Origin of the sequence: Minwuia sp., from assembly GCF_048007105.1 — a bacterium.
Taxonomy (GTDB): domain Bacteria; phylum Pseudomonadota; class Alphaproteobacteria; order Minwuiales; family Minwuiaceae; genus Minwuia.
Genome location: NZ_CP180352.1, coordinates 1,278,543 through 1,292,087, shown reverse-complemented (window position 1 = coordinate 1,292,087; position 13,545 = coordinate 1,278,543). Strand labels below are relative to the sequence as shown.

11 protein-coding genes are annotated in these 13,545 nt (G+C 66.7%); 5 read left to right on the top strand and 6 right to left on the bottom strand.

The genetic code is table 11. The features are described from left to right. Positions 1 to 172: 172 nt before the first annotated feature. From ACMVY4_RS06120 to ACMVY4_RS06110, 3 genes are all read right to left on the bottom strand, one after another. A complete protein-coding gene (locus tag ACMVY4_RS06120) occupies positions 173 to 1,651 on the bottom strand; it encodes a flavin-containing monooxygenase (RefSeq protein WP_416899292.1) in 1,479 nt (492 codons plus the stop codon). Between the two features lie 184 nt (positions 1,652 to 1,835). Then, positions 1,836 to 3,455: an acyl-CoA carboxylase subunit beta gene (locus tag ACMVY4_RS06115; protein WP_416899291.1), complete on the bottom strand. Its 1,620-nt coding sequence runs from the start codon at positions 3,453 to 3,455 to the stop codon at positions 1,836 to 1,838. Positions 3,456 to 3,458: 3 nt separating this feature from the next. Beyond that, positions 3,459 to 4,343 (bottom strand): SDR family oxidoreductase, encoded by an 885-nt coding sequence (locus ACMVY4_RS06110; RefSeq protein ID WP_416899290.1) that lies wholly within the window; start codon positions 4,341 to 4,343, stop codon positions 3,459 to 3,461. Between the two features lie 207 nt (positions 4,344 to 4,550). On the opposite strand from ACMVY4_RS06110, the gene ACMVY4_RS06105 reads away from it, so the two are divergent. The 5 genes from ACMVY4_RS06105 (at position 4,551) to ACMVY4_RS06085 (ending at position 9,991) form a co-directional block, all read left to right on the top strand. Continuing rightward, complete coding sequence (locus ACMVY4_RS06105; protein ID WP_416899289.1) at positions 4,551 to 5,360, top strand: enoyl-CoA hydratase/isomerase family protein; 810 nt, start codon at positions 4,551 to 4,553, stop codon at positions 5,358 to 5,360. 103 nt (positions 5,361 to 5,463) lie between these two features. Continuing rightward, positions 5,464 to 5,838 carry an STAS domain-containing protein gene (locus ACMVY4_RS06100; protein ID WP_416899288.1) on the top strand — a complete coding sequence of 125 codons (375 nt, stop codon included), beginning with the start codon at positions 5,464 to 5,466 and terminating at the stop codon, positions 5,836 to 5,838. A 4-nt stretch (positions 5,839 to 5,842) separates the two neighbouring features. Next, a complete protein-coding gene (locus ACMVY4_RS06095) occupies positions 5,843 to 6,793 on the top strand; it encodes an MBL fold metallo-hydrolase (RefSeq protein WP_416899287.1) in 951 nt (316 codons plus the stop codon). 2 nt (positions 6,794 to 6,795) lie between these two features. Further along, complete coding sequence (locus tag ACMVY4_RS06090) at positions 6,796 to 9,018, top strand: CHASE2 domain-containing protein (protein WP_416899286.1); 2,223 nt, start codon at positions 6,796 to 6,798, stop codon at positions 9,016 to 9,018. Continuing rightward, positions 8,981 to 9,991: an NADP-dependent oxidoreductase gene (locus ACMVY4_RS06085; RefSeq protein WP_416899285.1), complete on the top strand. Its 1,011-nt coding sequence runs from the start codon at positions 8,981 to 8,983 to the stop codon at positions 9,989 to 9,991. The genes ACMVY4_RS06090 and ACMVY4_RS06085 overlap by 38 nt, the downstream gene beginning before the upstream one ends. A gap of 130 nt (positions 9,992 to 10,121) precedes the next feature. On the opposite strand, the gene ACMVY4_RS06080 is transcribed toward ACMVY4_RS06085, so the two are convergent. The 3 genes from ACMVY4_RS06080 to ACMVY4_RS06070 form a co-directional block, all read right to left on the bottom strand. Further along, positions 10,122 to 10,913, bottom strand: a complete 792-nt coding sequence (locus tag ACMVY4_RS06080; RefSeq protein ID WP_416899284.1) for a 3'(2'),5'-bisphosphate nucleotidase CysQ — start codon at positions 10,911 to 10,913, stop codon at positions 10,122 to 10,124. 5 nt (positions 10,914 to 10,918) lie between these two features. Next, a complete protein-coding gene (locus ACMVY4_RS06075) occupies positions 10,919 to 12,283 on the bottom strand; it encodes a TldD/PmbA family protein (RefSeq protein ID WP_416899283.1) in 1,365 nt (454 codons plus the stop codon). Between the two features lie 63 nt (positions 12,284 to 12,346). Next, entirely contained in the window at positions 12,347 to 13,498 is a 1,152-nt protein-coding gene (locus ACMVY4_RS06070; RefSeq protein WP_416899282.1) for an MFS transporter, read from the bottom strand. Between the last annotated feature and the right edge of the window lie 47 nt (positions 13,499 to 13,545).

Genomic DNA, 13,545 nt, shown 5'->3' with positions numbered 1-13,545 from the left:
GGAGTTCGCCTATCTCTCGATTGTCCAACGCGCGAACCTGGCCGGAAAGCCGCGATCACAAGCCGTGTCCCGGGCTTGACCCGGGACCCATTCCGGAGCGTTGCCACCGCCGCTGATTGGCCAGCCACGCTCAGGCATGGGCCCTGGATCAAGTCCAGGGCAGAGGACAGCCCTACGACACGATCCGGAAGTCGTTGAAGTCCGGTTCGGCCATCTCTTCCTCGAAGCGCTCGAAGTCCCAGGGCCACATGGCGGGATTGCCGTTCCTGTCCAGATACCAGCTGGAGCAGCCGCTGACCCAGACCGTGCCGGTCATGGCGTCGGCGATGGCGCCGTTGAAGCGGTCGGTCGCCTCCCGGCTCGGCTCGATCTCGCGGGCCTCGCCGCTGGCGATCCTGTCCACCAGCCGCATGATGTAGGCGAACTGCATCTCGGAAATCATGATCAGCGAGAAATTGCCGATCGGGCTGTTCGGGCCGACGATGGTGAAGAAGTTCGGGAAGCCCGGGATGCCGATGGATCGGTAGGCGCGGTTCGCCTCCGCCCACTCCTCGTCCAGCGTATGCCCGTCCCGGCCGACGATCTGCATCGGGCGCATGAACTTGTGGGCCTCGAAGCCGGTGGCGCAGACAAGCAGGTCGATCTCGTGCAGCCGGCCGTCCTTCGTGCGAACCCCATTCCTCTCGATCCGCTCGATCCCCTCGGTCACGACCTCGACCGTGTCGCGCTGCACCTCCTCGTAGAAGGTGTCCGACATGATCAGCCGCTTGCAGGCCGCCTGGTAGTTCGGCGTGAGCTTCGCGCGGAGTTCCGGGTCCTTCACCGTGGCAAGGTTCTCCTCGCAGGCCTTCTCGACCTTGGCGAGTTCCTCGGCGTCGCCCACGACGGCGCGGGCGAAGGTGTTCTGAAAGCGGTCGGCGAGGAAGAAATAGAGCTCTTCCATCCGTTTCGGATCCTTTGCCAGCGCTTCCTGCTCGCGCTCGGAGATTTCCGGATTCTCGACCGGCACCACCCACTGCGCCGTGCGCTGGAACAGCGACAGCTTGCCGACCTCCTTCGCCACAGCCGCCGTGATCTGGATCGCCGTCGAGCCGGTGCCGATCAGGCCCATCCGCTTGCCGCGCCAGTCATGGCTGTGGTCCCAGCGCGCTGAATGGAAGACCGGCCTCTCGAAATCCTCTAGCCCCGGAATGTCCGGCATCACCGGGTCGCGCAGGACCCCGGTCGCGGTGATGACGATGTCGAAAATCTCGGTCTCGCCGCCCTTCGTGGTCAGCTGCCAGGCCGCGCCGTCCCACTCGGCGCGCACGATCTCCGAATTGAAGCGGATGCGGTCGCGGACGCCGTAGTCGCGCGCCACCTTGTCCAGGTACTGCCAGATCTCGCCGCCGCTGGAGAAGCGCCGGGTCCAGTGCGGGTTCGGCGCGAAGCGATAGCGGTAGACGTGGCTCGGGACATCGCAGCTGAGCCCCGGATAGGTATTGTCGCGCCAGGTTCCGCCGAGGTCCCCTTCCCGCTCGAAGATCTCGACTTGCCGGAACCCGGCCTCTTCCAGCTTGATCGCCGCCAGCAGGCCGGACATGCCGGCGCCGATGACCGCAAACCTCAGATCGGCCCGCGCCGGCCGGTTCAGCTCTTCCGCTGCACTCATGGAATATCTCCGCTTAAAAACTAGGCTGCTACTTGAGCCTCCCCCTGGCAGGGGGAGGCCGGCGCGCAGCGACGGGTGGGGGTCGGCTGCGCTGATCGAAAAACGGCAGACACCTGCACTACTCCCACCCCCACCCAACCCTCCCCCTCGGAGGGGGAGGGCGGATCGTGGTGTGCGGTCTCGACTACATCCGGCCCACGCCGAAGCTGTTGGGCTTCAGCGGCCGGTCCTGCGCCTCGCGGCAGATGTCGAGGCAGAGGCCCAGCACCTTCCGCGAATCCCGCGGATCGATCAGGCCGTCGTCATAGATCAGCGCCGTGTTGTAGAGCGCCCGCCCCTCATGCTCGAACTGCGCGACGATGCCGTCATACATCTTCTGGATGCGGGCGTGGTCGGGCTCGACGCCCTTCCGCTTCGCGCCCTGTTCGGAAACGATCTTCAGCACGGTCGCGGCCTGCTCGCCGCCCATCACCGACATCTTGTAGTTCGGCCAGCCGAAGATGAAATCCGGGTCGTAGGCGCGTCCGCACATGGCGTAGTTGCCCGCGCCGAAGCTGGCGCCGACATGCAGGGTCAGCTTCGGCACGCGGATGTTGGAAACCGCCTGGATCATCTTCGAGCCGTGCTTGACCATGCCGCCCCGCTCGCTCTCGGTGCCGACGATGAAGCCCGTGGTGTTGTGCAGGAAGATGACCGGCGTGTCCGACTGGTCGCAGAGCTGCATGAACTGCGCGGCCTTGGTGGCGCCGGCATTGTCGATCGGCCCGTTGTTGCCGATCAGGCCGACCGCGTGACCCATGATCTCGGCGAAACCGCAGACGGTCGGCGCGCCATATTCGGCCTTGAAGTCGACGAAGTCGGAACCGTCCACCAGCCGCGCCACGAGTTCGCGGACGTCGTAGGGCTTACGGTAGTCGACCGGGACCACGCCGCAGATCTCGTCCGGATCGTAGACCGGCTCGGCGAAGGTCCGCGGCTGCGCCGCCGGCAGGCGGTCGTTCCATCTGAGCTTGCCCATGATCTCGCGCGCCAGCCGGATGCCATCGGCGTCGTCCGCGGCCATGTATTCGGAGACGCCGGAGACCAGTGTGTGCATCTCGGCGCCGCCGAGATCCTCGTCGGTCGCGACCTCGCCCGTCGCCGCGAACAGCAGCGGCGGTCCGGCCAGAAACACCTTGGCGCCGCCCTTCACCATGATGGTGTAGTCGGACATGCCGGGCACATAGGCGCCGCCCGCCGTGGACGAGCCGTGCACCACGGTGATCTGCGGAATGCCCTCGGCCGAAAGACGCGCCTGGTTGTAGAAGCCCTTGCCGCCCTCGACGAAGAGGTCCGCCTGGTATTTCAGGTTCGCGCCGCCGCTTTCGATCAGGCTGATGCGTGGCAGCTTCTGCTTCAGGGCGATGTCCTGCGCGCGCAGGCTCTTCTTGGAACCAAGCGGCGCGATGGTGCCACCCTTGATACCGCTGTCGGAGGCGTTGATCATGCAGCGCACGCCCTGGACGTAGCCGATGCCGATGATGGCGCCGCCGCCCATCACGTCGTTGACGCCGTCATCGTCATGGAAGCCCAGACCGGCCAGTGTCTGGATCTCCAGGAAGGGCGAGCCCTTGTCCAGCAGCAGGTCGATGCGTTCGCGCGGCGGGATCTGGCCGCGCGACTTGAAGACGTCGGCCTTGGCGTTGGAGGTGTCGCGCACCTTCTGCTCCAGCGCGCGCACCTCGCCCAGCATCCTCAGCATGTCCTCGCGGTTCTGCCTGAACGCGTCCGACGCGGTGGAGATCTTCGATTGCAGAACGGCCATGGTCTACTTGCCCTGTTTCAGGATGTCGGGTTCGGAATAGCGGTGGAAGCCGTGGAAGGCCCGGTTTTCCCGCGGCCCATCCTCCGACGGGCGGTAACCGCGTTCAAGGGGCGCCCCGCCGTCGACGGCGATGGAGGTACCGGTGATGAAGGCGGCCGCGTCGGAGAGCAGGAAACAGACGGCGGCCGACAGTTCGGCCTCGGTGCCATGTCGCTTCAGGGGCACGTGATCGGCGCGCTGCGCGATCGCCGCCGAGACCTCCTTCGGATAATTGTCGTAGCCCGAGGAGGCGATCCAGCCCGGCGCCACCGCATTGACGCGGACATTCGAATGCGCCCATTCCAGCGCCGCCGTGCGGGTGAAGTTGTCCATGCCCGCCCGCGCCGCGCCCGAATGACCCATGTCCGGGAGGCCGAGACCGAACTCGGCGGTGATGTTCACGATCGACCCGCCATGGACCTCCATCCACTGGCGGTAGACCTCCCGGCTCATCAGGAAGCCGCCGGTCAGGTTGTTTCGGACGACCGCGTCCCAGCCCTTGGCCGATATGTCTTTCAGCTTCGCCGAGAACTGGCCGCCGGCATTGTTTACCAGCCCGTTGATGCGCCCGAAGTCCGCAAGGATCTCGCCGATCATGGCGGTGACGCGTTCCTCGTCGCGGATGTCGGCTGTGTAGCAGCGGGGATCGCCGGCCGGACCCTCATTGTCCTCGGCGATCTCGGCAGCGGAGGCTTTCAGCTTCTCCAGCGTGCGGCCGACCAGCGCCACGCGCCCGCCCAGCGCCGCGATCTCATGCGCGATGCAGCGCCCGAACCCCGACCCGCTGCCGGTCACGATGTAGGTGCGGCCGGCAAAGATGCCGTCCCGGAAAATGGACGAATAGCCCAACGCCAAAGCCTCCCCGCCTGCGTTCCGCTGCCTCCGGTCTAGCAGCTATTCCCGCCGGCGGGTAGACGCCCGCGCAGACGTGGGACCCGATCACGCCGCAGGCCTCGACGGGACATGGCAGCCTGCCGAAGCATCCGGGAAGACGTTGCGCCGCCAATCCGCTTTACTGGCCGCCGGGAGCAGAAGCCGGACAGGGGAGAGATCGGCATGAGCGGCAACGTCCTTCAGATCGAGAAGCAGGGCCGGGTGGACTGGGTGACCATGAACCGCCCTGACGCCTACAACAGCCTCAATGCGGAGATGATCGATGCGCTGCTGGATTATTTTCAGGGGCTCTACACCGACCACGAGACGCGTGTCGTCGTGCTGCGCGGCGCGGGGCGCGGCTTCTCCGCCGGGCTCGACCTGAGAGAGCGCGCGACCAGCAACGAGGAGCAGCTGGAATCCCGCTCTTCGGCCGACGGGCTCCGCTCGCAGCGCCGGATTTCGGAAATCGTGATGCGCATGCGGCGTTGTCCGCAGCCCATCGTCTCGCTGATCCATGGCGGCTGCGCCGGCGGCGGCTTCGCCTTCGCACTGGCTTCCGACATCCGCATCGCCGGCAGGAGCGCGAAGATGAACGCCGCCTTCATCCGCATCGGCCTTTCGGCCTGCGATATCGGCGTGAGCTATTTCCTGCCCCGGCTGGTCGGCGTCTCGGTGGCGAGCGAACTGATGATGACCGGCCGCTACATCATGGCCGACCGCGCGCTGGCGACGGGACTGGTCTCGGAGGTGGTCGAGGATCACGAACTGGCCGACGCGGCGCAGTCCTATGTCGACGACCTGCTGCACGCGACGCCGCTGGGCCTGCGGCTGACAAAGGAGTGCCTCAACATGTCGGTCGACGCGCCCAGCCTGGAGGCCGCCATCGCCATGGAGGACCGCAACCAGATCCTCTGCGCCAGCGGCCCGGACTTCCGCGAAGGCATCCGGGCCTTCATGGAAAAACGGCGGCCTGACTACTCCGGTACCTGACCCGTCTGTGACCGGCCCGAATCGGGCCTTGTGCATTGCCGCGACGGTACAACGCACCTATGCTTCCGCCTGAGGGAATCAGCGCGGTTGGAGCGGGTCAGGGATGAAGGTCACTTCCGGTGAATATGGCGACGCGATCGTGGTGCGGGTATCCGGCCGGATCGACCAGAACTCTGCGGCCGAATTCCAGAAGGCGCTGACCTCACGCGTGGACGAGGCGATCGAGAGCAAGGCTCAGATCGTCGTCGATTTGAGCAAGGTGGACTACATTTCCTCGGTCGGTCTGCGTGCGTTGATGATCGCCAACAAGCAGGCGGCGCCGAAGGGCGTCACCATCCGCGTCGCCTCGATGCAGGAAGTCGTCAAGGAAGTCTTCCACATCAGCCACTTCGACAAGGTCTTCCCTACCTTCGACGAGATGCCCGCCGCGCTGCAGGCCGTCTCCGCGCTGGCTGCCGCCGCGTACACGGACGAGTAGCCCGATGCGGGTGAAGTTCTGGGGCACGCGGGGATCGGTGCCCACGGCCATGCCCAATGACGACATGCGCAGCCGCGTCGTGCGCGTTGCCCAGGCGGTGCTCGACAGCGGCTCGAAGGATGTCGAGGCCATCGTCGGGGAAATGCCCTTCCACCTCCGCGGCACCTATGGCGGCGAAAGCTCCTGCGTGCAGATCGAGACCGGCGGCGACGAGTATGTCGTCTGCGACATGGGCTCCGGCGCGCGGCGCTTCGCCCTCGACTGCCTCGGGCGGCACGGCCCCGGCAGTCCGCAGACCTACAACGTGTTCCAGAGCCACGTGCACTGGGATCACATCATGGGCTTCCCCTTCTTCGTGCCCGCCTACATTCCGGGCAATGTGGTCCGTATCCATGGCTGCCACGACGTGCTGGAGCACGCCTACCGACGCCAGCAGGCCGATCCCAGCTTCCCGGTGCATTTCGAGTTCCTCGGCTCGACCATCGAGTTCGTCCAGCTGGAGCCGGAGCAGACCTACGAGATCGCCGGTCTGGCGGTCACGCCGTTCCGTCAGCTGCATGCCGGCGATTCCTATGGCTACCGCTTCGAGAAGGGCGGCAGGACCGTGGTCTACTCCACCGACAGCGAGCACAAGCTTGAGGACAAGGAAACCACCGACTACTTCGTGAAGTACTTCCGGGACGCCGACGTCGTGGTCTTCGACAGCATGTATTCGCTGGCCGAGGCGACATCGCTGAAGGAAGACTGGGGCCATTCCTCGAACATGGTCGGGGTCGAACTCTGCCACCAGGCCGGAGTGAAGAAGCTGTGCCTGTTCCATCACGAGCCGATCTACTCCGACGAGCAGATCGACCAGGTTCTGGCGGAAACGCAGCGTTACGAGGAGATCATGCGGGGCGAGAACACGCCGCTGAAGGTGCTGGCATCCTATGACGGCCTGACCGTCGAGGCCTGACCATGGCCGGACCGGCCGACACACAGGCCGTTTCCGAGGACGATGTCCGCGGCCAGATGAACCGCCTCATGCAGATCTTCACCCTGTGGCGCTGCCGCGCCGCCGGTCTGGCCATCCTGATTCTGGGCCTGGCGATACAAGGCGTTCTTGTTCGCGACGACAATCTGATCCGGCTGGCGCAGATCGACCTCTACCAGCAGATCTCGCCGCGCGTGCAGGAATCCCATCTGCCGATCATCGTCGCCGTCGACGAGGAGTCCATCCGCGAGGAAGGCCAGTGGCCGTGGCCCCGCACCAAGGTCGCCGATCTGGTCGTCCGCACCGCCGAGGCCGGACCGCTGGTCGTCGGCCTCGATATCCTGTTCCTGGACGAGGACCGGCAATCCCCGGCGCGGGCCATCACGGAAGGCGCCGTCGTCCCGCCCCAGCTGAGGAGCTTCCTTGCGACGCTGCCCGACTATGACAGGGTCCTCGCCGACGCGCTGGGCCGGACCTATTCGGTTCTCGCCCTGGCCGGCACACGTCATGGCAAGGGCATCAACGGCAAGCCGCCGCCGGCCCGGATCGGCTTCGACGATCTGGAGCTGATCGGCCGGTTGCGCAGCTTTCCCGGTGCCGACCGTTCGATCCCGCTGATCTCGGATGCGGCGCTGGGCCGGGGACTGGTCAACGCGATCGAGGATCGGGACGCCATCATCCGCCGGATTCCACTGGTGGCGATGGTCGACGGCCAGCCGACACCGGGGTTCGCCGTGGAGCTGATGCGGGTCGCCATGGAGGCCCAGGTCGAAGTGCTGGGCGAGGGCGACGAGGATATCGAGGCCGTGCGGATCGGGGACTGGCGGATCCCCGCCCTGCCCGACGGCACCATGTACGTCCCCTTTTCCCCGCCCTATCAGGACCGCTATGTCTCCGCGCACAAGGTTCTGGCCGGCGACCCGGCAACCCTGGCCAGGCTGGAAGGCGCCATCGCCATCATCGGCCTGACCGGCCAGGGCCTGATCGATTTCCCCACAACGCCGCTGCGCGACCGGCTGCCGGGCATCGAGGTGCATGCCCAGGCCATCGAGGCGATGCACGAACAGTATTTCATCTACCGGCCCGAATGGACGCCCATCGTCGAGTTGCTGATGATCCTCGGAGCCGGGGTCCTGTTCATCTTCATCGTGCCGAAGATGCGGCCGGTCTTCAGCGCGCCCGTGGTCATCGGAACGCTGGCGCTGGTGATCGCGGTCGGTGGCATCGTCTTCGCCCTCACGCAGATCATCATCTTCACCATCGGGCCGAGCATCGCCGGGATCCTGATCGGCATCACCATGCTGCTCACAACATTGCAGCTCTCGGTCGCGCAGCGGCGGGCGCTGTCCTTCAACCTGCAGCGCCAGCGCGAGGAGCGGGCCCGCATCCAGGGCGAGCTGGACGCCGCCCGCGACATCCAGTTCAACCTGCTGCCCAAGCTGGAGGACGTGCATATCAACGATCCCCGCTATTCGCTGGCGGCAATGCTCGAGCCGGCCCGCGATGTCGGCGGCGATCTCTACGACTTCTTCCTGATCGACGAGGATCACCTGTTCGTCGCGGTCGGCGACGTGGCCGGCAAGGGCGTGCCCGCCAGCCTGTTCATGGCGGTGGCCAAAGCCCTCTACAAGTCGGCCGTGATGCGCGGCATCGAGGGAATCGACGAGATCACCGCCGCCGCCAACAACGAGATCAGCCGCGAGAACCCGGACATGCTGTTCGTCACCCTGTTCGCAGCGATCATCGATCTGAACACGGGCGAGATGGCCTTCTGCAATGCCGGTCACGAGCCGCCGCTGCTGTTCACGCCGGGCAGCGGCGGCGAACCGGCGCCCCTCGCCGGCGGCGGCGGCCCGCCGATCTGCGTCATGGATGACTTCCCCTACATGCCCGCCGAACATCGGTTCAGCCCCGGCGAGACCATGCTGATCACCACCGACGGCATCGGGGAGGCCATGAATGAAGCCGGGGAACTCTACGGCAATCCCCGGCTGACGCGGCTGTTGTCCGAACTTCCGGAGAAAGCCGACGCCGAGGCGATTCAGGCGACGATCTATGGCGACGTGAAAACGCATGCCGGCACTGCAGATCCGTCGGACGATCTGACCATCCTCGGCTTGCGATGGTACGGCCCAGCCGCTTCAATGAAAGCGGCAGGGGAGGGTCAAGATGCAGACACGTCAGATCGTACTGGCGAGCCGGCCTGACGGCTGGGTCGTCCCGGAGAATTTCGCCGTTCGCGAGGCCGACATGCCGTTGCTGGATCCGGGCGACGTGCTGGTCCGGCATCTCTACATGTCCGTCGATCCCTACATGCGCGGGCTGATGAACGATGGCGGCGTCGCCTATGCCGCCGGTTTCCAGATCGGCCAGCCGCTGTTCGGCCGCGTCATCGGCGTCGTCGAGAGCAGCCGGAACAAGGATTTCAGGGAGGGCGACTGCGTCTTCGGCATGCTCGACTGGGCCGAGCGGTCGGTGGCCCGCGGCGGGGAGAGCCTGCGCGTCGTCGATCCGGCGAAGGCCCCGCTCTCGCATTATCTCGGCACGCTCGGGTTTCCCGGACTGACCGCCTATGTCGGCATGACGCTGATCGGCCAGCCGAAGGAGGGCGAGACCGTCTACGTCTCCGCTGCCTCGGGCGCGGTCGGCCAGGTCGCGGGGCAACTGGCCCGCATCGCCGGCGCACGCGTGATCGGCTCGGCGGGCACCGACGAGAAGGTCCGGTTCGTCGTCGGCGAGTGCGGTTTCCACGACGGTTTCAACTACCGGACCGTGCCGTCCATCCCGGAAGCGCTCCGGCTCTACTGCGCCGACGGCATCGACGTGAATTTCGAGAATGTCGGCGGGGCCAATCTCGACGCTGTACTGGTCCAGGCCAATCCGTTCGCGCGCTTCGCCATGTGCGGCATGATCAGCCAGTACAACGAGCACGAGCCGTATCACCTGAAGAACCTCAACGAGATCGTCTCGAAGCGGCTGAACGTCCAGGGCTTCGTCGTCCGCGACCACAGCCATCTGATCGAGCAGTTCATCGAGGAAACTGCCGATCACATCGCCGCCGGCCGCATGACGGTCGCCGAAGACATCACCAACGGCCTGGAGAACGCCCCGGCGGCCTTCATCGGCATGCTGAAGGGCGAGAATTTCGGCAAGCAGGTCGTGAAGGTCGGGGAGCTGTAGGGCATGACTGCCACTCTGCCCTGCCGTCCCCGGGCCTGACCCGGGGGTCTGGGATCGCCACCGCCGCGGCGGCGGAACCGTAAGGTCCCCGGGTCAGGCCCGGGGACGGCAGAGAGTTCCGACTTGCCCCCTACCCCCGGCCCAGCACGTCGAGCAGTTCGGCGTGCAGGTTGGGGCCGCAGGCGATGAGGTTGGGGTGACGCGGGCGCTCGCGGTTGTAGGTGAAGCCGCCGTTCTGGACCGTCGTGCACTTCGCACCGGCCTCGGTCAGGATCAGGTCGGCGGCGGCGATGTCCCAGTCATGCTTGCCAGCCATCGAGATCGCCGCGTCGAAACGACCGCAGGCGACCAGCGCCATGCGGTAGGCGATGGAATTCATCCAGGTGCAGAGCATCTCCTCGCCCGGCTTCGGCCAGTCGAAATAGGTCATGTTCCGCTTGCCGGTCAGAAAGTGCGCATCGCCGGAATTGTCCACCGCCGACGGCGTGATGCGGCGGCCGTTGAGCCGAGCGCCGCCGCCCCGGACAGCCTCGAAGAACTCGTCCTTGGCCGGGTTGTAGACCGCGCCCAGCACCGGCACGCCGTCCTCGACCAGCGCCACGCAGATGGTGAACTCCGGCACCTGGCGCATGAAGGCGCGCGTGCCGTCGATCGGGTCGGCGATCCAGACGCGCCGCCGGTCGAGCCTGTTCAGGTCGTCCGCGGTCTCTTCCGACAGCCAGCCATAATCCGAGCGCGCGCCGACCAGCCGCTCACGCAGCAGGCGGTCGACGGCGATGTCCGCCTCGGTGACCGGATGATCGCCGCCCTTGTCCCAGGTCTTCAGATCGGTCTCGAAATAGTCGAGCGCCAGCGCCCCGGCCTCCCGGACCGTGGACATGAGAAGGCTGTGATCGGCCTTCCGTTCCTGCGCGACGGCCAAGCGCGTCAGGCTCCGGCGACGGTCATGCCGTCGATGCGGACCGTCGGCGCGTTGGTGCCATAGCGGAACGCCAGATCGTCAGCGGGCGTCAGCGACAGGAACATGTCCTTCAGATTTCCGGCGACCGTCATCTCCGAGACCGGATGCGCGAACTTGCCGTTCTCGATCCAGAACCCGGCGGCGCCGCGGCTGTAGTCGCCGGTGACGTAGTTGATGCCGAAGCCGATCAGTTCGGTGACATAGAAGCCTTCCCCGATGTCAGCGATCAGTTCTTCGACGGTCTGGCTTCCGGCTTCCAGATAGAGATTGCTGGGTCCGGGCGAGGGCGGACCGCCGGTGCCGCGGCCGGCATGGCCTGTGGTCTCCAGACCCAGTTGCAGGGCGGTCGAGGTATCCAGGATCCAGCTCTGCAAGACACCGTCATCGATCAGGTTCATGCGGCGCACGGCGACGCCCTCGCCATCGACCGGACGGGAGCGCAGCCCCCGCCGCCGGAGCGGATCGTCGACGATGCGGATACCTTCTTTGAAGATCTCCTCGCCCATCCGGTTCTTCAGGAAGGAGGTGCCGCGCGCCACCGCCGAGCCGTTGATCGCCTGAGCGAAATGCCCCACCAGACCGTTGGCGACACGGGGATCGAAAACGACGGGCAGCTTGCCCGAACCCATCTTGCGCGAACCGACGCGGCGCACCGCATTCAGCGCCGCCTGCCGGCCGACCTCGGACGGGCTGCCGACATCCTCGAAATGACGGGCCGAGCTGAAATCGTAGTCACGCTCCATGTGTCCCTGCCCGTCCTCGGCGATGACGGAACAGGAAACGCTGTGGCTGGACGCGCTGTAGGACGCCTCGAACCGGGCCTCGGGACCGCGGATGGCCAGCGCCACCATGCTACGCCCGGCGCTGGCGCCGCCGCCTTCGGACTGCTTGACGCCATCCACGGCCAGGGCGGCTTCCTCGGCAGTGCGGGCGCGCTCGATCAGGCGCTCGGCGTCCTTGTCCGGATGATCGTCCAGATCCAGCGTCGGCACTTCGGCCGCATAGAGCGACGGGTCGGCGAGACCGCAATACTTGTCGACGGGGCTGACGCGGGCCATGGCGACCGCGCGTTCGGCCAGTTCGTCGAACCCGGCCGGGTTGAGGTCTGTGGTGGCGACGACCGCCTGCCGCTGCCCGATCATCACGCGGAGACCGACATCGGTGCTTTCCGAGCGTTCCAGATCCTCCGGCTTGCCCATACGCCAGGATGCCCCGACGGAATCCGATCGGACCATCACCGCATCGGCGGCGTCGGCCCCGAGCGCCTTGGCGCGCTTCAGCAGATCGTCCAGCAGCGTCAGGTGATGTTCGGCGGTCACGGTATCGGGCATGGGGTCTCCTTGTTCTGCGCCCAATCTAGGGACTGACCGCGGGGTTGCCTATAGTCCGGGCACTCAGAGAGGCCGATGGCCCCGCCATTGCCAGCGTGAGACCATGAACAGCGTCAGGGTCAGCAGGGCCATCGCCGCGCCGGCCCAGCCCAGCGCCGACATGCCGACGTCCTGCAGCACCAGCGCGCCGACCGCCGCGCCCAGCGCCTGGCCGACATACATCGACGAGGCGTGCAGCGAGAGCACCACGCCGCGCAGGTCCGGCGCGAGCCGGACCAGCCGCGCCTGCTGGGCCGCGGCGAAGCTGAAACCGCACATGCCCCAGACAGCCAGCAGCACCGCCGCGGCCACCAGGCCGAACTGCATCAAGCCCAGCCCCGCCAGAACCAGCGGCAGCGCGATCATGCCCGCCAGCAGCGTCGGCTCGGGTCCGAAGCGGTCAGAAGCCCGACCCGAGATGACATTGCCCACCAGGCTGGCCAGTCCGAAAGTCAGAAAGACCGCGGTGATGCCCTCGGTCGTCGCGCCTGCCCACTGGATCAGCAGCAGGGCGATGAAGGTATAGGGGATGAACTGGCTGGCCATGTTCGTGGCGCCCATCGAGAGCGCCACCATCAGCCGCCGGTCGGCCAGAACCCGCCCGAGGGCCCGGAAGCTCGCACCCTCGGCGCGCAGACCGCCGGGGATGGCGAACAGGGTCGTGATGCCAGCCAGGGCCGCCAGCGCAGCGACGAACCAGAATGTGACCGGCCAGCCGAATGCGCCGCCGATCCAGGTGCCGAGCGGCACGCCGAGCAGCGAGGAGATGACGAAACCGCCGAAGACGATGGAGATGGCGCTCGCCACGCGTTCGGGCGGCACCATCATGGTCGCGACGGCTGCCGCGCCGGGCGAGAACAGCGCTGCGCCGACGGCGGCGGCCACGCGCGCCGCCAGCAGCCATGAGAACTCGGTGGAGACGGCCGCCAGCGCGTTGGCCGCTGCGATCAGGAAGGCCGACGCGGCGAGCAGCAGTCGACGGTCGATATTGCCGGTCAGCGCACCGACGAGCGGGGCGCAGACCGCGTAGGTGACCGCATAGACGGTGATGAGTTGCCCGGCCCCGGCGTCGGTGACGCCGGTGTCTCGGGCGATGTCCGGCAGGATGCCGGCCACGACGAGCGCGCCGGTGCCGACCGCGAAGTTTCCGAGGGCGAGGCCCCAAAGCGCTTTCATGCGCCGAACCTAGGGCTGCCCCCGCGGCCGGACCAGCGCGTCGGGCG